The organism is Pseudomonas sp. LAMO17WK12:I1, assembly GCF_900177315.1.
GTDB classification, from domain to species: Bacteria; Pseudomonadota; Gammaproteobacteria; order Pseudomonadales; family Pseudomonadaceae; genus Aquipseudomonas; species Aquipseudomonas marginalis.
In genome coordinates, this window is the sequence record NZ_FWZV01000006.1 from 163,065 (window position 1) to 183,008 (window position 19,944).

The 19,944-nt window shown below is 63.0% G+C and carries 14 protein-coding genes; 2 read left to right on the forward strand and 12 right to left on the reverse strand.

Features of this window, described 5'->3' with window-relative positions; all coding sequences use genetic code 11:
- Positions 1 to 78 precede the first annotated feature (78 nt).
- Positions 79 to 2,178 (forward strand): TonB-dependent receptor family protein, encoded by a 2,100-nt coding sequence (locus B9N88_RS13155; RefSeq protein ID WP_027604945.1) that lies wholly within the window; start codon positions 79 to 81, stop codon positions 2,176 to 2,178.
- Positions 2,179 to 2,358: 180 nt separating this feature from the next.
- On the opposite strand, the gene B9N88_RS13160 is transcribed toward B9N88_RS13155, so the two are convergent.
- The 12 genes from B9N88_RS13160 to glnE form a co-directional block, all read right to left on the reverse strand.
- Positions 2,359 to 3,285 (reverse strand): ABC transporter permease, encoded by a 927-nt coding sequence (locus B9N88_RS13160; protein WP_027604946.1) that lies wholly within the window; start codon positions 3,283 to 3,285, stop codon positions 2,359 to 2,361.
- Positions 3,282 to 4,268 (reverse strand): ABC transporter permease, encoded by a 987-nt coding sequence (locus tag B9N88_RS13165; protein ID WP_027604947.1) that lies wholly within the window; start codon positions 4,266 to 4,268, stop codon positions 3,282 to 3,284. The genes B9N88_RS13160 and B9N88_RS13165 overlap by 4 nt, the downstream gene beginning before the upstream one ends.
- The gene (locus B9N88_RS13170; protein ID WP_027604948.1) at positions 4,261 to 5,784 is read right to left on the reverse strand and encodes a sugar ABC transporter ATP-binding protein; all 1,524 of its coding nucleotides are present in this window, start codon (positions 5,782 to 5,784) and stop codon (positions 4,261 to 4,263) included. The genes B9N88_RS13165 and B9N88_RS13170 overlap by 8 nt, the downstream gene beginning before the upstream one ends.
- Positions 5,784 to 6,770, reverse strand: a complete 987-nt coding sequence (locus B9N88_RS13175) for a sugar ABC transporter substrate-binding protein (RefSeq protein WP_027604949.1) — start codon at positions 6,768 to 6,770, stop codon at positions 5,784 to 5,786. Before B9N88_RS13175 ends, B9N88_RS13170 begins: the two co-directional genes overlap by 1 nt.
- Before the next feature lie 190 nt (positions 6,771 to 6,960).
- Positions 6,961 to 8,403 (reverse strand): lipopolysaccharide kinase InaA family protein, encoded by a 1,443-nt coding sequence (locus tag B9N88_RS13180; RefSeq protein WP_027604950.1) that lies wholly within the window; start codon positions 8,401 to 8,403, stop codon positions 6,961 to 6,963.
- The gene (locus B9N88_RS13185; protein ID WP_027604951.1) at positions 8,403 to 9,155 is read right to left on the reverse strand and encodes a lipopolysaccharide kinase InaA family protein; all 753 of its coding nucleotides are present in this window, start codon (positions 9,153 to 9,155) and stop codon (positions 8,403 to 8,405) included. The genes B9N88_RS13180 and B9N88_RS13185 overlap by 1 nt, the downstream gene beginning before the upstream one ends.
- Positions 9,152 to 9,886: a lipopolysaccharide kinase InaA family protein gene (locus B9N88_RS13190; protein ID WP_027604952.1), complete on the reverse strand. Its 735-nt coding sequence runs from the start codon at positions 9,884 to 9,886 to the stop codon at positions 9,152 to 9,154. Before B9N88_RS13190 ends, B9N88_RS13185 begins: the two co-directional genes overlap by 4 nt.
- Positions 9,886 to 10,692, reverse strand: coding sequence for a lipopolysaccharide core heptose(I) kinase RfaP (gene rfaP / locus B9N88_RS13195; protein WP_027604953.1), 807 nt, complete (start codon positions 10,690 to 10,692; stop codon positions 9,886 to 9,888). The genes B9N88_RS13190 and rfaP overlap by 1 nt, the downstream gene beginning before the upstream one ends.
- On the reverse strand, positions 10,689 to 11,813 hold the full coding sequence (locus B9N88_RS13200; protein ID WP_027604954.1) for a glycosyltransferase family 4 protein: 1,125 nt from the start codon (positions 11,811 to 11,813) through the stop codon (positions 10,689 to 10,691). Before B9N88_RS13200 ends, rfaP begins: the two co-directional genes overlap by 4 nt.
- Entirely contained in the window at positions 11,813 to 12,874 is a 1,062-nt protein-coding gene (gene waaC / locus B9N88_RS13205) for a lipopolysaccharide heptosyltransferase I (RefSeq protein WP_027604955.1), read from the reverse strand. Before waaC ends, B9N88_RS13200 begins: the two co-directional genes overlap by 1 nt.
- Position 12,875: 1 nt before the next feature.
- Entirely contained in the window at positions 12,876 to 13,910 is a 1,035-nt protein-coding gene (waaF, locus tag B9N88_RS13210) for a lipopolysaccharide heptosyltransferase II (RefSeq protein WP_027604956.1), read from the reverse strand.
- A 54-nt stretch (positions 13,911 to 13,964) separates the two neighbouring features.
- Complete coding sequence (gene glnE, locus B9N88_RS13215) at positions 13,965 to 16,904, reverse strand: bifunctional [glutamate--ammonia ligase]-adenylyl-L-tyrosine phosphorylase/[glutamate--ammonia-ligase] adenylyltransferase (RefSeq protein ID WP_027604957.1); 2,940 nt, start codon at positions 16,902 to 16,904, stop codon at positions 13,965 to 13,967.
- Positions 16,905 to 17,287: 383 nt separating this feature from the next.
- Here glnE and aceE point away from each other — a divergent pair, with 383 nt between their 5' ends.
- Entirely contained in the window at positions 17,288 to 19,933 is a 2,646-nt protein-coding gene (gene aceE, locus B9N88_RS13220; RefSeq protein ID WP_027604958.1) for a pyruvate dehydrogenase (acetyl-transferring), homodimeric type, read from the forward strand.
- Positions 19,934 to 19,944 lie beyond the last annotated feature (11 nt).

Genomic DNA, 19,944 nt, shown 5'->3' on the forward strand with positions numbered 1-19,944 from the left:
GATAAAAATCTTCCCAGTCACTAAACTCGCGCCCTTTTGCGCGTTTACACCCTAAGCGCCACGGATTCCGGCTGACTCATGACCCCTCTCGCTCGCTTCAACCTGTTGCTGCCCGGCCTGCTCGCCCTGTGCGGCGTCGCCCAGGCTGACGACCCCGCGCTGATCCTCGACCCCAGCGTCGTCACCGGCTCGCGCAGCGCCAGCCCGACCTTCGACCTGCCCTACTCCGTGGACGGCATCGGCCGCGAGCAGATCAGCGACGGCCAATTGGGCATCAACGCCTCCGAAGCCTTGTCCCGCGTGCCCGGCCTGGTGGTGCAGAACCGCCAGAACTATGCCCAGGACCTGCAGATTTCCTCCCGTGGCTTCGGCGCCCGCTCGGCGTTCGGTGTGCGCGGCATCAAGCTGATCGCCGACGGCATCCCCGCCAGCACCCCGGATGGCCAGGGCCAGGCCGCCACGTTCAACCTCGACACCGCCGAGCGTATCGAAGTGCTGCGCGGCCCGGCCGCCACCCTGTATGGCAGCAATGCCGGCGGCGTGATCCAGATGTTTTCCCGCGATGGCGAAGGCCCGCCGCGCATCGGCGCCGAAACCCTGGTGGGCAGCGACGGCCTGAACAAGAACCACCTGAGCGCTGAAGGCGCGGCGAACGGCGCAGGCTTTGTACTCGACGCCTCGCGCATGGATACCAACGGCTACCGCGACCACAGCAGCGCCCGTCGCGACCAGACCTTCGCCAAGCTCAACTTCCAACCGGATGACGACAGCAAGCTGGCGCTGATCTACAGCAGCCTGGAGCAGAACGGTACCCAGGATCCACTGGGGCAGACCTGGGACGCCTACAAGGCCGACCCGCGCTCGGTGAGCAGCAATGCGCTGACGTACAACACGCGCAAAAGTATCGATCATCAGCAATTGGGCATGAATTATGAGCGGTATTTCGGTGATGCGACGCTGCAGGTGAACGGGTATACCGGGCGGCGGAGTGTGATTCAGTATCTGTCGATCCCGGACAGGTTCGGCAGTGGCGCCGCCAACCCGGCTAACGCTCGCGGCGGTGTGGTAGCTTTCGACCGCAAGTTCTATGGCGGCTCCATCCATTGGCTGCAACCCATCACCAGCGCACCCGGCGACCTGACCCTGATCACCGGCCTCGACTACGACCGCAGCCAGGATGATCGCCAAGGTTATTCCAACACCGTCAATGGGGTGCATGGTGTCAAAGGGGCCTTGGGCCGCGATGAAATCGACACCGCCACCAGCCTCGACCCGTTCGTGCAAGCCAACTGGCTGCTGGGTGACTGGACCCTGCAAGCCGGCCTGCGCCACAGCACCATGGAAATGGACGTAGACGATCACTTCCTCAGCGACGGCAACGACAGCGGCAGCAAGACCTACCAGAAGAACACGCCGTCGGTCAGCGTCATGTACGCCTTCACACCTGACTTGCACGGTTATGTAAGCGCGGGCAAAGGTTTCGAAACCCCAACCCAGGCCGAGTCCGCGTACTCCAGCACGGCGAACGGCTTCAACTTTGCGCTCAAGCCATCGGTCAGCAAACAGTATGAAATCGGCCTGAAAGCTCGCATTGGCCAGGACACCCGCGTGAATGCGGCCCTCTTTCAGATCACCACCGAGGACGAACTGGTAGTGCAGCAATCCAGCGGAGGGCGCACCACTTACCAAAACGCCGGCCGCACCCTGCGTCGCGGCTTCGAACTGGGCATCGAAAGCCAACTCGCCGAACACTGGAGCACCAACCTCGCCTACACGCGCCTGCAAGCCACCTACGACAGCGACTTCACCAGTGGCACAACTGCCGTGGACAAAGGCAACTACCTCCCCGGCGTGCCGCAAACCACGCTGTTCGCCGAGCTGAACTGGAAACCCCGGGACTGGGTCAGTACCGCTGTCGAAGGCCTGTACCGCAGCAAGGTCTACGTCGAAGACACCAACAGCCAACACGCCGCGCCGGGCTACAGCGTGTTCAACTGGCGCGCACGGTTCGAGCAGAAGGTCGAACACTGGACCTTCCACCAGACCCTGCGCCTGGATAACCTGCTGGACCGCCAGTACGTCGGTTCGGTGATCGTCGGCGACGGCAATGGCCGCTACTACGAAGCGGCGCCCGGGCGCTCCTGGTACGCCGGGGCGGGTGCCGAGTATCAATTCTGAACGCACCACACCTTCAATGTGGGAGGCCCCGCGCTGTCGCGCAGCAAACCGGAACCCCTGTGGCGAGCGGGCTTGTCCCCCTCACCACAGGAATGCGGTCGCCTGAAATTGTTTATGCAATAAGGGGAGTTTGCTCATGCCCCCAAGCGTCGGATGGAGTCCAGCTTTCGGGGTGCAACACTAGACGCGCTCCAGCATCCGCCGGCTGGCGAAACTGAAGCTCAGCACGATAAAGATCAGCACCCCGGTCGCCACCTGCTGCCAGTAGAAATTCCAGCCGATCAGCAGCAGCCCGTTGGCGATCACGTTGATAAACAGCACTCCGAGCAGGGTCCCCGGAACATTCGCCCGTCCCTGTCGACTCAAGGTGGCGCCGATAAACACCGCGCCAATCGCGTTGAGCAAAAACGCGTTCCCGGACAGCGGCACATAGGCGCTGACTGTCGAGCTGAGCAACACGCCGGCCACCCCACAGGCCAGGGCGGTAGCCAGGGCCACGATGGTGACGATCCGCCGCACCGACAACCCCGAGTAATACGCCAGCAGCGGCTGGGTGCCCTGGGCCAGCAACTCGCGGCCCAGGCGTCCGCGCGCCAGGGCCAGGCCGTAGAACAGCGCCAGCCCCACTACCACCAGCAGCGGTGTCAGCCCAGTGAGCTCAGGCTTCAAGCCTTGGCTGATATAGATCGGCTGGCCGCCGTCCGAGAGCAGTTGCTGGGCGCTGGTGCCGATAAACAATGTGCCCAGGGTGGCCAGGAACGGACTGATCCGCAGCCCGGCAATCAGGCCGGCATTGACCAGCCCCACCAGCAGCGCCGCCGCCAGCGCGCCGGTGGCCGCCACCGCCCAGCCATGGCCGCCATTGAGCAGCACCACAAAGCTGAAACTGGCAAAGTCCAGCGCCGTGCCCACCGACAGGTCGATGCCACCGGCCGCCACCGCGTAGGTCATGCCGATGGCGACAATCGCCAGCAGCACGAAGTTGTTCAGCACCAGGCTTTGCAGGTTGCCGGCACTGAGGAAGCCCGGCGCTTGCAGCGCAAACACCACGACAATCAGGGTGAACACCAGTGGCAATGTCAGCGGTAATACTGCGCGTGCGTTCATGCCGTCGACCCTCGGTTCACTGCACTGGAGGCTGCGACGACCAGCAGGATCAACACGCCCTGCACACCATTGACCCAGAAGCTGGAGAGGTTAAGCAGTTGAAAGCCATTGATCAGAAAACCAATCAACAGCGCCGCCAGCAAAGTCCCCGGAATGCTCGCCACCAGCCGGCGGGAAAACACCACACCGAGAAAGGCGATCGCCACCACCGACAGCAGCATGTCGCCGGAGCCGGTGGTACTGCCGCTGAAGAACGCCGCCGAACACAGCGCAGCCACGCCGGCACATAGACCGGACAGCAGATAGCTCGACAACACGTAGACGGGCACTCCAATGCCCGCCGCTTCGGCCGCCTGGGGGTATTCGCCCACCGCATGCAGGCGCAACCCATAGGCCGAATGCTGAATCAGCAGCGTCAGCGCGCCCGCCGTCACCAGCAGCACCCAGGCCAGGGCCGGTACGCCCAACCAGGTGCCGCCACTGAGCAGGTCCAGCAGCGGCGAGTCCGTGGAGACCACCGTGTTCTCCGTCAACACCAACTCCAGCCCCGCCAATACATTCATGCTCGCCAGGGTCGCCAGCAACGGCGGCAAACGCAGCACCACCACGGCCAGCCCATTCAGCAAGCCGACCGCCAAACCGCAGCCCAGGGTCAGCAGCAACGTCAACCCGAGATCCAGGCCGGCGTTATTGAGGCGGCTGAATACCGCCGCGCACAAGCCCAGGTTGGCCGCCAGCGACAGATCCAGTCCTCCGGACACCACGTTCGAGCCGCCGCCGATAATCACGCAGGTGAGCCCGAAGGCCAGCACGCCGAGGATCGCCGACTGGCTGAACACATTGGCCAGATTGCCCACCGACAGAAAATTCGGCGCAGCCACGGCAAACCCCAGCAGGATCGCCACAAACACCCCCACCGAACCACGGCGCAGCACCAGCACCCATAACCGCTGCGATAACCCAGGCGTCGCCGCTTCAAGCATGTTCCACCTCGCGAGCATTTGAAGCCGCAGCAGCCACGGCCCCCGTCGCACAGGCCAGCAACTGATCGCTGTCCGCCTCCCCGGCACGGAACTCACCGGCGATCTCCCCCCGATGCAGCACCAGGATTCGGTCACTGATCCCCAACAACTCTGGCAAATCCGACGACAGCACCAACACCGCCGCCCCCTCTTCCACCAAGCGCCCGATCAAGCGGTAGATCTCCACCTTGGCGCCCACATCCACGCCCACGCAGGGCTCATCCAGCAGGTACACCGCCGAGCGGCGGCTCAGCCACTTCCCCAGGGCGACCTTCTGCTGGTTGCCACCACTGAGCTGGCTGACCGCCGCTTGGGGACCCGGCGCCTTGATTGCCAATTCGTCGATCAGCCGCAGGCTTTCCCCCTGCTCCTTGCGGCGGCTCAACAAGCCCCAGCGGCTGAACCGTCCGAGCCCCGCCAGCGTGAGGTTTTCCAGCACCGAAAGCACTGGCGAGATCCCCTGGCTGCGCCGCTCTTCCGGCACCAGCGCAAGACCCTCGGCAATCGCCTGACCCGGCGAACGCAGGCGCAGCAAACGCCCGTCCAGATGTACACTGCCGCTGTCGGCGCGCTCGACACCGAAGAGTGCCTTGAACAACTCCTTGGCTCCCGAGCCGACCAGCCCGGTCAGGCCGACGATTTCTCCGCGCCGCACGTCCAGATCGATCTGCCGATAGCGCCGCGCCAGGCTCAACCCGCGTACCTGCAACAGCGGCGCTCCCAGTGCAACCTTGGCCTTGGGGTACATCTCCTGCACCTCGCGATTGACCATCAGCCGCGCAATCTCGGCACTGGACGTATGCCGGGGCTGCACCACCGCCACGTCCCGACCATTGCGCAGCACCGTGACTTCATCGCACAGGCTGTCGATTTCCTGCAGGTAATGGGAGATGTACAGGATGGATAAACCCTGGTCGCGCAGGCGCTTGACGATGCGCAGCAACTGGTCGACTTCACGCTTGACCAACGCCACGCTGGGCTCGTCGAACACCAGGATCTTGGGCTGGCGAATCAACGCCCGGGTGATTTGCAGCACCTGGCGTTCGGCGCTGTTCAGCTCGCTCACCAGCGCACCGGCGGGCAATTGCAGATCAAAATATTCCGCCAGCAAGCGCTCGGCTTCACGTTGCTGCCGGCGTCGATCCACAAAGGGCCCGCGCCGCAATTCATGCCCGAAAAACAGCGCCTCGCCCACGGTAAAACTGGCGGGCAACAGACGCTCCTGATGGATGAACTGCACGCCCAGCGCATCCACCTGGCGCGGTGACAAGGCGGTATACGACTGGCCGTCGATACTCACCTGCCCCGCGTCCGCCTTGTGGATGCCGGCCAGGATCTTGATCAAGGTCGACTTGCCCGCACCGTTCTCCCCCACCAGGCCGTGGATGCTGCCACGTTCGACTTTAAGGCTTGCGTCATCCAGCGCCAGGGTGGCGCCAAAGCGTTTATGCAGGTGTTGCAGGTGCAATGCCAGCATCAGTCACCCCGCAGTTGCTGAACCTGGTCCAGGTTGGCTGCGGTGGTCAGCAGCGTGGCCACATGGGTTTCCTTCGGCAGGTCACGTTGCCCGGCCAGGTAGCGCGCCACGTTCTGCACAGCGGTCTTGCCGATCAACGCCGGTTGCTGCGCCACCACCGCCCCCACCGGCGAATTTGCCTGGCCGAGCAGCGCCAGCACTTCCGGCGTACCGTCGACGCCGTAAGTCTTGATCTCGGTGCGCTTGGCATCGATCAGCGCCTTGCTCGCGCCCAACTGCGGAATGTCCCACGCCGACCAGATCGCCGAGACGCTGCCCGCCGGGTACTTGTTGAGCAGCGCCGAGACCTGGGAATAAGCATCCTGCACGGTGTTGGGGATCACGTCGCGAAGTTCCGGCTGGATGATTTCCAGCTGGGGGTAATCCTTGAGCGCCAGCTTCAACTGGTCATAACGGATCGCACACACCGGCACGCCGTAGAAACCGTTGAACACCAGGATCTTGCCTTTGCCGCCGGCGTCCTTGATCAATTGTTCGGCCAACGCCTTGCCGGTGGCGACGTTGTCGGAGGTGGTGTTGTTGAGGCTGTACTGGGACGGTGCATCGATGGTGAACAGCGGGATGCCGGCCTTGCTGATGCGCTTGAGCCAGGGGTCGATCACGCTGAGGGTGCCGAGGGTCTGGATCACGGCGTCGGGTTTCTGGGTGACCACGGTTTGCAGCTGGGTCACCAGGTTCTTGTCGTTACGCCCGGCATCGAGGGTGATCGGCGTGCCGCCCAGGCGCTTGATCTCATCGACCTGGGCCTGGAACGCCTTGATATCGAAATAGTGGCTGGTGCCGGTCATGCTCACGGCAATGCGCTTGCCGGCCAGGGACGGCACGGCCTCATCGCCCTCGGCAGCCTGGACACTGACGACATGGCCCAGCAACAGCGCGGCGCCAAGGCAGATCAAACGGGAAAGCGAGGAAAGGCTGGAAGGCATACAGGGCTCCGCTGCGACCGGTGAAAGGGTTCACCAGGAGGCATTGCAGAGCCCGTGCCAGGATTTTTATTGCATTAAATCAAGGGGGTAACGTTTCCGCATGAAGGCGGACTGTCGTTCTGGGGCAACAACTGCCTGATAACTGTTGCTCAGGCAACAGCTCTTGATCGTTCACCCTGGGAGGGAACGATCAGGTCGGTTGCTTCGGCAAACGCTGATCAATCAGCTGATACAACGCACTACTCTCAGGCCAGTTCCGCATAAACCGCGCACGGTCCCTGGCATACGCCGGGGCGAAGCTGGCGGCAGAGCTGTGTTGGCACATCGCGTCGAGGTCGATCAGTGACCAGCGATCCTTATCCCAGAACAGGTTATGGCCCTTGAAGTCGCCATGGCTGATGCGCTCGCGAATCAGCTCGGCGAACAACTGGTCCAGCGCCAGCAGTTCGTTTTCCGGCGCGTCACCCTGTTCGATATAGGGCGCGAAACGCTCGATGATGTCCGGGCCCGGCAGGTATTCGGTAACCAGGTAAGCGCGGCTGCGCAGCCAGAAACAGCGCTTTTCCAGGACGGCCAATGGCTTGGGCGTGGCGATGCCGAGGAACGCCAGGCGATTGCCTTCGCGCCAGGAATGCCAGGCGCGGCTCGGGCGCCAGAAGCGCTTGAGCCAATGGGCGAAGCCCTTGATGTTGTAGCGCTTGATCACCAATGGCCGGCCGGCCACATCGACCTTGGCCACGCTGGCCGCACCACCGGTCTTGTACAGGTGGCCCTGGTCGAGCAACGCATCCGCCTGCTCCAGCACCGGCAGCATCGCCGGCTCTTCCTCGCGACGGATCGCGCGCAAGGCAAAGGCGCCACGCACCACGCTGAACAGCGTGCAGTCGCGCCCCACTTTGTTCAACAAGTCCTTCAAACGCCAGGCGCTGACCTTGCGCACCTGTTTTTCCAGGGCTTGCAGGGGCAAGGCGTGCTCGCCGTTGCTCAGCAGGTAGTACACCAGCAGTTCTTCGGTAAACGGCTCGAGGTTTTTCGGCAACTGGGCGAAAAACACCCCGAGGTTTTCCAGCACGCGGTCGCGCGACAGGGGCTTGCCCGCCTCTTCAACACGAACGCCGGCGCCATCGATCAAGTACAGCTTGCCGTCCCGGCGCAGCAGGTTGTCCAGGTGCAGGTCTTCCTGCCACAGGCCCTTGGCATGCATCTGGCCGATCGCACCCAGGGCCTCGGCCAGCACGGCGGTTTGCTCGTCGGCCAGTGGCGGTAGCGCTTCAACGGCGTGCCAGGCATCGGCCAGGCTCTCGGCACCTTCGATAAACTCGAACAGCAGCCAGCCGCCCTCGCCGTCCTGCAAGCCATCGGCGAGCAACAGCGGGGTGGTCAGGCCTTGCTCGGCCAGCAGGCGTACGCCGCTGAGTTCACGCTGGAAATGCCGCGCGGCCTTGCCGCCCACCAATAACTTGGCCAGCACCGGACGCCCGCGCCAGATCGCCGCGCCCACGTAACGCTCGCCCGGCAACACCCGCAACAGGCTCAGCAGTTGCAGTTGGCCAGGGCCGGCGGCATCCGCCAGGTCGACAGTGAGGGGCAGGCTCGGCGTGCGGCCGGCGCTTTTCAACTCGGACAGGCGCATCAGCGGTTCTCCTTGTGGCTACGCCGCTTCGTCAGGCGTTGCAGCCAGGTGGTGACGAGCGCGCTGCCTTCGGGCTGATCGAGGTAAGCCGCCAGCAATTGACGCACCTGTGCGTCCGACCACTGCGGTGCCCGGCGCAACAACGGCTCCAGGTCCTTGACCCGGTCACGCCAGCCGAACAGCAGCGGGCGGGTTTTCTCCAGGTCGATCAACTGCGCGGCGTAGCCGTCCCCGGTGGCCTGCAGGAAAATATGCTTGGGGTAGAAACAGCCATGCACCTGGCCGACGCTGTGCAACCGGCGCGCCAGTTGACCGCAGGCCAGCAGGATCGCGCGGTGCTGGGCATCGCTGAGTTGCGCCCATTGCTCCAGCAACGAATCCAGGTCATTCCAGCCGTCCAGGGCACGGGTCAGCAGCATCGCGCGGTGCTCACCGGCGACTTTGCGCTCGCCGTAGAACGCCGCCTGCAACGCCGGGATCCCGAGCTTGCGGTAACGGCTGATGTTGCGGAACTCGCGGGAGAAACTGGGCTCGCCCAATGGCCGGTGCAAGCTGCGCGTGAGGTAGTTGCTCTGGCGCTTGAGGTAATAGCCGTGGCCGTCGAGTTCCAGGCGAAATACGCTGCTCCAGCCGCCACGGCTGGTGTTCGGCTCGTCCACCGCGTCCAGTTGCCTGGCCCACAGGGCGTCGAAGGTCGCAAGGCCGTGGCGCTCCAGCAGGGCGCGATCTTCAGCCGCCAGGAAATCACTCATTCACGTCCCTCGAAAAACTTCACTACGTGGCGAATCCGCCGTTTGTCCGACTCACTCAGGTGCCGACACCCACGGTACTGCATGTAGAAGCGCAGGCGCTGAGTGGCCGACAAGTGATACTTGGCCACCTTGTCCAGGCAGGCCAGGTCCTTGGTGATGCGATACTTGAGCCAGAAACCGCGCCAGAAATCGCCGTTGGGGCAATCGATCAGGTACAGGGTGGCCTGGTCGTCGATCAGCAGGTTGCGCCACTTCAAGTCGTTATGGGTAAAGCGATGATCGTGCATGGTGCGCGTGTATTCGGCGAGCTGGCGGCTGACCGCGTTGACCCACTTGGGGTCGCGCAGGCGCGCATCCTTACGTTCGGCCAGGACCGAGAGGTCTTCGGTCCTCGGCAACTCGCGGGTGATCATTGCGCCACGATCATAGGCCAGGCCGCTGCGCTCAAGGCCCCAGGCAACCACATCGGCGGTGGGAATGCCCCACTTGGCGAAGCGCTTGAGGTTCTGCCATTCGGACTTGACCCGCGGCTTGCCCAGGTAACGCCGCAGGCCCTTGCCGGCGCCGGTGTAGCGTTTGACGTAGTAGTTGACCCCGCCACGCTCCACCCGGATCACTTCCGACAGCGGGTCGCGGGTCAGCCGCTCGCCTTGCAGGGCAAATACCGCTTCGAGGCTTCCAAAATCATCCGCCAGGGCGGCGTAGGCAGGCTCCAGGTTCCAACCCGCCATCAGATCGCATCCCCATAACGTTGCTTGCGCGCGTAGAGCTTGTCGGCCTTGCGCTGCATCAGGCTCAGGGACGCCGATTGCTCGGCCAGGACCTGGCGCAGCGGCTGGCGGAAGTAGCCCTTGAGGAAGCGCAATTTATCGCGCCGGGTCAGGCCGATGTCCAACGCCGAGTAATACAGCGCTGAGAGGTCCTTGTCGCGCCAGCGCAGCGGCAGATGGGTGCGCATTTGCGCCCGGTGCAGGTCGATCACCGAGAGCTTGATGTTGCGTGCATCGATCGGCCTGGACGTGTCCAGCAGGAAGTGGCACAGGTAGCAGTCGCGGTGATTCACGCCGCCCCGGTGCATGTCGCCGACCATGCGCGCCAGTTCGGCCGTGAGCGCATGGCGCAGTGCAGGTGTGGGCGGTTCGGCGACCCAGTTGACGGTCAGGTCTTCAAGGCTGATGGTCGGCGCCAGCTCTTCGGTGATGATGAACGAGTGCTGGTCCGCCGGGTTGCTGCCTTTTTCGCCGAAAGCCACGCCGGTCATGGTCGGCACGCCGATCGCCTGCAAGCGGTGAATGGCATCCCATTCCAGGCCGGCGCCGAGCACCGGCAGCTTGGCGGTGATCAGGTTCTTGAAGATTTCCGCCCAGCCGATGCCGCGGTGGATTTTGACGAAATACGGGCGGCCATCCACCTCGGTGCGCAACGTGCGACGCGCCGCCAGTTCACGGAATACCTGGCCTTGTAGTTTCTCGACTTCGGCGAAGGCGTCACGCCCGGCCCATAACGTCTTGAACGGTTCGGCAAGAATCAACTTCATCGTTTTGGCTCCGCCAGGATCACATCCGCAGCGCGCTGCGGCATGCTGTAGAGGTCGGCCGTCTCGGCGAAGGCCAACCCATTGCGGCCCCAGGCCGCGCGCTGTGCAGAATCGGTCAACATCTGCGCCAGGTACTGGTTCAACTGAGCCTGTTCAAACGGCTCGTCCAGCACCAGGCCGCTGTCGGCTTCGGCGATGTAATGGGCATAACCACATACGGCCGAGACCAGCACCGGCAACCCGGCCACCAGGGCTTCGAGCAACACGGTGCCGGTGTTTTCGTTGTACGCCGGGTGGATCAACAGGTCGGCGCCCAGCAGGAAACGCGGAATATCGCTGCGCCCCTTGAGGAACTGCACGTTATCGCCCAGCCCGAGGGTGGCGCTTTGCAGTTGGAATACCTTGGGGTCGTCCTGGCCGATTACAAACAGGCGCGTGCGTTTTTTCAGCTCAGCCGGCAATGCGGCCAGCGCTTTCAGGCTGCGGTCGACGCCCTTGGTCTTGAAGCCGGAACCGATCTGCACCAGCAGCAGCTCGTCATCGCCCAGGTTGAACTCCTTGCGGAAGCCTTCACGAATCTCGGCCGCATTCGGCGGCGCGCGACGGTCCTGGGCAATGCCCGGTGGCAGCAGGTGGAAACGCTCCAGCGGCGTGTCGTAATGCTTGATGAACAGCGGCTGCTGCACTTCGGAAATCATCAAGATTTCGGTCTTGGCGTCCTTGGCAAACACCGCGCGCTCGTACTCGGCAAAGTGGCGATAGCGGCCAAAACTGCGGTACAGCGAATGGCGCAGGTTTTGTGCCTTGTCTTCGAAGCAGCCGTCGGCGGCGTAGTACACGTCCAGGCCGGGCATCTTGTTGAAGCCGATCAGGCGGTCCACCGGGCGCTTGGCCAGGTCGGCCTCCATCCAGGCGCTGAGCTTCTCGTTGCGCCGATGGTTGAAGAACGCCTTGACCGGCGCCACCAGCACTTCGAAGCCGGGCGGGATGTCGCCCTCCCAGATCAGCGTGTAGACACGAATCTGATGGCCGCGCTGCTGGCACTCCAGGGCGATGCGCATGAAATCGCGCTGCAGGCCGCCGAAGGGGAAATATTTGTACAGAACAAAAGCCAGTTGCATCAGTGCAGCTCCTCAGCCAGTAACAACGTGCTCAGCCGGGTTGCCACACGCTCAGGGTTCAGGCGCGTGAAACACAGGGGCGACTCGCGCTTGATGTCGAACCGACGCAGGTCGTCGGCCGTCGGTTGATAGGTACATTGTTTTTGCAGGCACGGCGCACAGGCAAAGTCGCTGGCCAGGTGAATCTGGCCCTTGCCGTAGGCGCCGGTCAGGCCGGGATTGGTGGGGCCGAACAGGGAAATGGTCGGCACATCCAATGCCGCCGCCAAATGCCCGAGTCCGGTATCCACCGCCACACAGGCGCGGGCGCCGGCCAATACCCGGGCCACGCCGGCCAGGTTCAGCTTGGGCAGCACTTCGGCGTTGTTCAGGCCTTGGGCCAGGCGCTCCGCCCGGGCCTTTTCGGCGGCGTTGCCCCAGGGCAACTTCACGTCCACCCCCAGGCGGCCCATGCGTTCAGCCAACTCGCGCCAGTAGGCTTCGGGCCAATGCTTGGTGTCCCAGGTGGTGCCGTGCAGCAGCAGGACGAAGGGCTTTTTCGGCGGCAGGCCGAGCAGTTTTTCGGTGCTGAGGCCGTAGTCGCCCAGGCCTTTGGGCAAGTCATAGCCGAGGGCCACGGCGAACAGTTGGCGCAAACGCTCCACCGCATGCTGCCCACGGGCCACGGCCAGGCGCCGCGAGTAGAAGCGCGCCGCAATCGGCTCACGGGCCGAGTGTTTGTCGAAACCAGCCACCGGAGCCCGCACGTAGCGGGTCAGCCAGGCGCTTTTGAACAGGCCCTGGGCATCGATCACCAGATCGTACTTGGTCGACTGGACTTGCTGCTTGAAGCGCCGCCACTCGCCGCTCTTGAAGGTTTGCCAGAGGTTCTTGCGCCAGCGGCGGATCGCCACCGGGATCACCTTGTCCACCGCCGGGTGCCAGGTGGGGATTTCAGCAAAGCCTTCTTCCACCACCCAGTCGAAGCGAATGCCGGGGATCGCCCGTGCCGCGTCGGTCAGGGCCGGCAAGGCGTGGATCACGTCGCCCAGGGATGAGGTCTTGATTACCAGTACCCGCAACTCAGTGAACCTCGACCACGTCGCCCTGCAATCGCTGCAAGGCATCGGTTACCGGCTGCGGCAGCAATTGGCGCAGGCAGTTGTAATGGCCGAAGCGGCAGGTGCGATCAAAGCACGGGCTGCACTCCAGCCCCAGGCGCACCACTTCGACCTGGTCGGCCAACGGCGGGGTGAAGCCCGGCGAGGTGGAGCCGTACACCGCCACCAACGGGCGGTTCAGCGCAGCGGCCACATGCATCAGGCCGGAGTCGTTGGAGACCACGGCGTCCGCACAGGACAGCAAGTCGATGGCCTCGGCCAGGGACGTGTCGCCACTGAGGTTCACCGCTTCTTCGCGCAGGCCCGGGATCAGGCGCTGGCGAATGTCTTCACCCACCGAGTGATCGTTTTTCGAACCGAACAACCACACCTGCCAGCCTTCGCGAATCTTCATCTCGGCGACTTTGGCGTAGTGGTCCGACGGCCAGCGCTTGGACTCGCCAAACTCCGCCCCGGGGCACAGGGCCAACACCGGACGATCCAGGGCCAGGCCGAACTTGGCCAGTGCCGCATCGCGGGTCACCGGGTCGATCTGCAGGCTGGGGCGCGGGTACGGCTTGGGCAGCTCGGCGCCCGGCGCATAGGCCAGGGCCATGAAGCGTTCGATCATCAGCGGGTAGCGCGCCTTGTCCAGCGTGCGTACATCATTAAGCAGCACATAGCGAAACTCGCCGCGCCAGCCGGTGCGCTTGGGAATGCCGGCAAAATACGGCACCAGCGCCGATTTGAGCGAGTTGGGCAGCAGGATCGCCTGGTCGTACTGGCCCGCCAAGGATTTGCCGATGCGACGGCGGGTCGCCAGTTCCAAGGCGCCGTGGCCGAGCGGAAAGCTCAAGGCCTTGCGCACTTCGGGCATGCGCTCGAGGATCGGCCGGCTCCACTCGGGGGCGAGCACGTCGATCTGGCAGTCCGGGTAGCGCATACGCAGGCTCTGGAACAGAGTCTGCGCCATCACCATGTCACCGACCCAACTGGGCCCAACGATCAGAATATTCATGTAGTTTCCACAAACGATGCGGGGAGGCTTATGCCTCCCCGCCCTAATAGTGTTTCAACCCAACCCCAGCGCCTGCCAGATTCGCATCACCTGGCGCCGTTCGTCAGCGAACTGATCACCGGGTACCGTACCGGCCTCGTTCTGCAAGGCCTGGCGATGCGCGGCGGAACGGTAGGCCTTATACACCTCGCGCAGCAGATGGGCATCGGCGGCGGGCATCAAGCCCACCTGCTCGAGGCCTTCCAGAATGCGGATATTGTCGGTGTAGCGCAGCAACGATGGATGTTGCGCAGACCACGCCAAAGCCGCGTATTGCACCATAAATTCAATATCGACGATACCTCCGGCGTCCTGCTTGAGGTCGAACAGCACCGTGGCGTCGAAGGCATTGGCGCCGGTGCCGGCCGCCGTGGCCTTGGTCCCCAGGTTGTCACGCATCTTGGCACGCATCTCACTGACCTCCTGGCGCAACTTCGCCAAGTCGCGCTCACGCCCCAGCACCTTAGCCCGTACCTGCTCGAATGCCTGGCCCACATCCTGGCTGCCCACCAGCACCCGCGCGCGGATCAGGGCCTGATGCTCCCAGGTCCATGCTTCATTTTGTTGATAGCGGTCAAACGCCCCGAGGGAACTGACCAGCAACCCGGATGCGCCGGATGGTCGCAGGCGCATGTCGACTTCATACAATTGGCCGGAGTTGGTCTGGGTGGTCAGCAGGTGAATGATCCGCTGGCCCAGGCGCGTGAAGAACTGCGCGCCGTCGATCGGCTTGGCACCATCGGTCTCGGCCTGCGGGTCGCCATCGTGGATAAACACCAGGTCCAGGTCCGAACCATGCCCCAGTTCGATGCCGCCGACTTTCCCATAACCGACAATGATGAACCCAGGATCGCACAAGGTACCGTCCAAGCGCTGCGGCGAGCCGTGGCGCGCGACCGTCTGGCGCCAGGCCAGGGCCAGCACTTGTTCGAGGATGGCTTCGGCGAGCCAGGTCAGGTAGTCGCTGACTTTCATCAACGGCAGGCTGCCGGCGATTTCCGACGCGGCCACGCGCAGGCGGTGGGCCAGCTTGAAGTGCCGCAGGGCTTCCATCTGCTGTTCAAGGTCATCCTCGGGGATGCGCGTAAGGCGTTCGCGCAACTCGGCGGCGAGTTCCGGCGCCAGCGGTGGCTTGAACAGGCGGCCTTCGTTGAGCAATTCATCCAGCAGCAGCGGGAAGCGCGTGATCTGCTCGGCGATCCATGGACTGGCGGCGCACAGGGTCAGCAGGCGGCGCAGGGCGTCGGGGTTTTCCGTCAGTAGCACCAGATAGGCGGAACGCCGGGCGACAGCTTCCACCAATGGCAGTACGCGCTCCAACACCAGGTCCGGGTTGGCGTGCTCGACAGCCTGGGCCAGCAAGCGCGGGATAAAGGCATCTAGGCGTTCACGCCCCAGGCGCTGCATGGCCCGCAGTTGCGGGCTGTTGCGCAGGCTGGCCAAGGCTTTAAGGGCTTTGGTGGCGTCGGTGAAGCCACCTTCAGCCAATTGACGGCAAGCGGCCTCTTCATCCTGGGACTCTTCCCACAGCGGCAGCCATTCTCCGCCCACGACCAACTCGCTTTCCGCGCCTTCTTCTTCATCAGGATCCGCAATCACCTGGCGGAAGTGCCAGTCCACGCGGCCACGCCAGTACATCAGGCGCTCGTGGAACGCCGCCCAGTCGGCAAAGCCGAGCATAAAGGCAATGCGCGCCTGGTCTTCAAGGCTGTCCGGCAGCATTTGGGTCTGGCGGTCGGCAATCGCCTGGATCGCATGTTCGGTGTAACGCAGGAATTCATAGCCATTGCGCAACTCGGCGATCACCGCCGGCGGCAGGTAGCCCTGGCCTTCCAGGGTGCCGAGCACCTTGAGCAGCGGCCGTTGCTGCAGGCTGAGGTCGCGGCCGCCATGGATCAGTTGGAACGCCTGGGCGATAAATTCCACTTCGCGGATGCCGCCCGAGCCCAGCTTGATATTGTCGGCCATGCCTTTGCGCCGGACTTCCTGCTGGATCAGCTGCTTCATGGTGCGCAGCGCCTCGATGGCGGAAAAGTCCAGGTAACGGCGGTACACGAACGGCCGCAGCATATCGAGCAGTTGCGCACCGGCCACCTGGTCACCGGCAACCACACGCGCCTTGATCATGGCGTAGCGTTCCCAGTCGCGCCCCTGGTCCTGGTAGTACTGCTCCAGCGCATTGAAGCTGAGCACCAGGGCACCGGCCGAACCGTAGGGGCGCAGGCGCATGTCGACACGGAACACAAAGCCGTCGACGGTCATCGGGTCGAGGGCCTTGATCAATTTTTGACCAAGACGAATAAAGAACTCCTGGTTATCCAGGGAGCGCTTCACGCCCACGGTTTCGCCGCCCTCGGGGTAGGCGAAGATCAGGTCGATATCCGACGAGAGGTTAAGCTCCACCGCACCGAGCTTGCCCATGCCGAGGATGACCATGTGCTGCGGTTCGCCGCTGCGCCGCCCGGTCGGCGTGCCGAACTGCACGCAGTGGCGCTGGTACAGCCATTGGTAGGCCTGGTCGATGCTGGCGTCGGCCATGTCGGAGAGGTCGCGACAGGTTTGCACCAGGTCGGCCTGGCGGGTCAGGTCGCGCCAGATGATGCGCACTTGCTGGCGGGTACGCTGGCGACGCAGTACGCGGCCCAGCTCATCTTCTGTTTCGGCCTGTTGCACGGCACCGGCAATCTGCCCGCACAGCTCGCCCGGCGCAAAGCCGCGATCCAGCTCGCCCCAGGCGGCCAGCTCGAGCAACATCAAAGGGTCACGAACACTCTGTTCAATGACGAAATCACTGGCGGCGCACACGCGGGCGAAGTCGGCCCACCGTTGCGGCGTCCACGCAGAAAGGCCATGATCGTCGTCCAGCGCGGCCACGGCGTCACGAAATGACTGCTCGGCCCGCTGGGCTTTTGGCAACAGAATGGCCGGCAGTTCGGCCAGCGTTGGAAGGCTCATGGTCTATCCTTGGTCGGCGTGTAAATGGCCTGCTGCTGTGAAGGCAGGCGCCGCGCTCGATGAAGGACTGTCGAACAAAGGTGATAAATAGCTGAAAATATGTAATTTTTGGCAGGCAACATTAAACTTCTACCTTTTCTTGTTCGCAAAAGATCAACAATAACGATTATGCTCACCAGCCAGACCGAGCAATCCGCTCGGTCTTGTGTAGTTTTACTACTCGTATATACATTCGAAAGGCTGAAATGGCCGACGATTTGTAGTAAAACTACAGGACGCCGAAGCAACCTTCGGCCATCCAAGAATTTATGTCGTCTGCCCACAAGGCCAGTCGCAAACTTCAGGCAACCGATTCTGGTAGCCTTTCCGCCCTGGAGCAAGCCATGCAAGACCTCGATCCCGTCGAAACCCAGGAATGGCTGGACGCCCTGGAATCGGTTCTCGACAAAGAAGGCGAAGACCGTGCTCACTACCTGATGACCCGTATGGGCGAACTCGCGACCCGCAGCGGCTCGCAACTGCCCTACGCCATCACCACGCCATACCGCAACACCATCCCCGTTACCCACGAAGCACGCATGCCTGGCGACCTGTTCATGGAACGCCGCATTCGCTCGCTGGTACGTTGGAACGCCATGGCGATGGTAATGCGCACGAACTTGAAAGATTCTGACCTGGGCGGTCACATCTCCAGCTTCGCTTCCAGCGCAACCCTGTATGACATCGGCTTCAACTACTTCTTCCAGGCCCCGACCGAAGAACACGGCGGCGACCTGATCTACTTCCAGGGCCACACCTCGCCGGGCGTCTACGCCCGTGCGTTCATGGAAGGTCGCATCAGCGAAGAGCAAATGAACAACTTCCGCCAGGAAGTCGACGGCCAGGGCCTGTCGTCCTACCCGCACCCTTGGCTGATGCCTGATTTCTGGCAGTTCCCGACGGTATCCATGGGCCTGGGCCCGATCCAGGCGATCTACCAGGCACGCTTCATGAAGTACCTGGAAGCCCGTGGCTTCATCCCGGAAGGCAAGCAGAAAGTCTGGTGCTTCCTGGGCGACGGCGAGTGCGACGAGCCGGAATCCCTGGGTGCCATCTCCCTGGCCGGCCGCGAGAAGCTGGACAACCTGATCTTCGTCATCAACTGCAACCTGCAGCGCCTCGACGGCCCGGTTCGCGGCAACGGCAAGATCATCCAGGAACTCGAAGGCGTGTTCCGCGGTGCCCAGTGGAACGTGACCAAGGTCATCTGGGGCCGTTTCTGGGACCCACTGCTGGCCAAGGACGTCGACGGTATCCTGCAACGTCGCATGGACGAAGTCATCGACGGCGAGTACCAGAACTACAAGGCCAAAGACGGCGCGTTCGTGCGTGAACATTTCTTCAACACGCCTGAACTCAAGGCGATGGTTGCCGACCTGTCCGACGACGAGATCTGGAAACTCAACCGTGGCGGCCACGACCCGTACAAGGTCTATGCGGCGTACCACGAAGCGGTCAACCACAAAGAACAACCGACCGTCATCCTGGCCAAGACCATCAAGGGTTATGGCACCGGTGCCGGCGAAGCGAAAAACACCGCGCACAACACCAAGAAAGTCGATGTCGACAGCCTGAAGCTGTTCCGCGACCGCTTCGACATCCCGGTCAAGGACGAAGAGCTGGAGAACCTGCCGTTCTTCAAGCCTGAGGCGAACAGCGCCGAAGCCCGCTACCTGAGCGAGCGTCGTACCGCACTGGGCGGTTTCGTGCCACAGCGCCGCGCCAAGAGCTTCAACATCCCGACACCTCCGCTGGATACCCTCAAGGCGATCCTGGACGGCTCGGGCGACCGTGAAATCTCCACCACCATGGCCTTCGTGCGGATCCTCGCGCAGCTGGTCAAGGACAAGGAAATCGGCTCGCGCATCGTGCCGATCATCCCGGACGAAGCCCGTACTTTCGGTATGGAAGGCATGTTCCGCCAGTTGGGCATCTACTCCTCCGTCGGCCAGCTCTACGAGCCAGTCGATAAAGACCAGGTGATGTTCTACAAGGAAGACAAGAAGGGCCAGATCCTCGAAGAAGGCATCAACGAAGCGGGCGCCATGAGTTCCTTCATCGCTGCCGGTACTTCGTACTCCAGCCACAACCAGCCGATGCTGCCGTTCTACATCTTCTACTCGATGTTCGGTTTCCAGCGTATCGGCGACCTGGCTTGGGCAGCGGGCGACAGCCGTACCCGTGGTTTCCTGATCGGCGGTACCGCCGGCCGTACCACTCTGAACGGCGAAGGCCTGCAACACGAAGACGGTCACAGCCACATCCTGGCTGCCACCATCCCGAACTGCCGCACCTTTGATCCAACCTACGGCTATGAGCTGGCGGTGATCATCCAGGACGGCATGAAGAAGATGACCGAAGAGCAGCAGGACGTTTTCTACTACATCACCGTGATGAACGAGTCCTACCAGCAGCCAGCCATGCCGGCCGGCGTGGAAGAAGGCATCATCAAGGGCATGTACCTGCTCGAAGAAGACACCAAGGAAGCGGCGCACCACGTGCAGCTGATGGGCTCCGGCACCATCCTGCGTGAAGTCCGTGAAGCGGCGAAGATCCTGCGTGAAGAGTTCAACGTCGGCGCTGACGTCTGGAGCGTTACCAGCTTCAACGAACTGCGTCGCGACGGCCTGGCCGTAGAGCGCAACAACCGCCTGCACCCGGGCCAGAAGCCGGCGCAGAGCTATGTCGAAGAGTGCCTGGCCGGCCGTAAAGGTCCAGTCATTGCCTCTACCGACTACATGAAACTGTTTGCTGAACAAATTCGCCAGTGGGTCCCGTCCAAGGAATTCAAAGTCCTGGGCACCGACGGTTTCGGCCGCAGTGACAGCCGCAAGAAGCTGCGTCACTTCTTCGAAGTCGACCGTCACTTCGTGGTGTTGGCAGCCCTGGAAGCCTTGGCTGACCGCGGTGAGATCGAACCCAAGGTGGTAGCTGACGCTATCGTCAAGTTCGGGATCAACCCGGAAAAACGCAACCCACTGGACTGCTGAGGAGACTTTTT

Excerpts from the sequence above, each read along its gene's own strand:
- B9N88_RS13155 (WP_027604945.1), top strand. The coding sequence starts at position 79 with ATGACCCCTCTCGCTCGCTTCAACCTGTTGCTGCCCGGCCTGCTCGCC.
- B9N88_RS13160 (WP_027604946.1), bottom strand. The coding sequence starts at position 3,285 with ATGAACGCACGCGCAGTATTACCGCTGACATTGCCACTGGTGTTCACC.
- B9N88_RS13165 (WP_027604947.1), bottom strand. The coding sequence starts at position 4,268 with ATGCTTGAAGCGGCGACGCCTGGGTTATCGCAGCGGTTATGGGTGCTG.
- B9N88_RS13170 (WP_027604948.1), bottom strand. The coding sequence starts at position 5,784 with ATGCTGGCATTGCACCTGCAACACCTGCATAAACGCTTTGGCGCCACC.
- B9N88_RS13175 (WP_027604949.1), bottom strand. The coding sequence starts at position 6,770 with ATGCCTTCCAGCCTTTCCTCGCTTTCCCGTTTGATCTGCCTTGGCGCC.
- B9N88_RS13180 (WP_027604950.1), bottom strand. The coding sequence starts at position 8,403 with ATGCGCCTGTCCGAGTTGAAAAGCGCCGGCCGCACGCCGAGCCTGCCC.
- B9N88_RS13185 (WP_027604951.1), bottom strand. The coding sequence starts at position 9,155 with ATGAGTGATTTCCTGGCGGCTGAAGATCGCGCCCTGCTGGAGCGCCAC.
- B9N88_RS13190 (WP_027604952.1), bottom strand. The coding sequence starts at position 9,886 with ATGGCGGGTTGGAACCTGGAGCCTGCCTACGCCGCCCTGGCGGATGAT.
- rfaP (WP_027604953.1), bottom strand. The coding sequence starts at position 10,692 with ATGAAGTTGATTCTTGCCGAACCGTTCAAGACGTTATGGGCCGGGCGT.
- B9N88_RS13200 (WP_027604954.1), bottom strand. The coding sequence starts at position 11,813 with ATGCAACTGGCTTTTGTTCTGTACAAATATTTCCCCTTCGGCGGCCTG.
- waaF (WP_027604956.1), bottom strand. The coding sequence starts at position 13,910 with ATGAATATTCTGATCGTTGGGCCCAGTTGGGTCGGTGACATGGTGATG.
- glnE (WP_027604957.1), bottom strand. The coding sequence starts at position 16,904 with ATGAGCCTTCCAACGCTGGCCGAACTGCCGGCCATTCTGTTGCCAAAA.
- aceE (WP_027604958.1), top strand. The coding sequence starts at position 17,288 with ATGCAAGACCTCGATCCCGTCGAAACCCAGGAATGGCTGGACGCCCTG.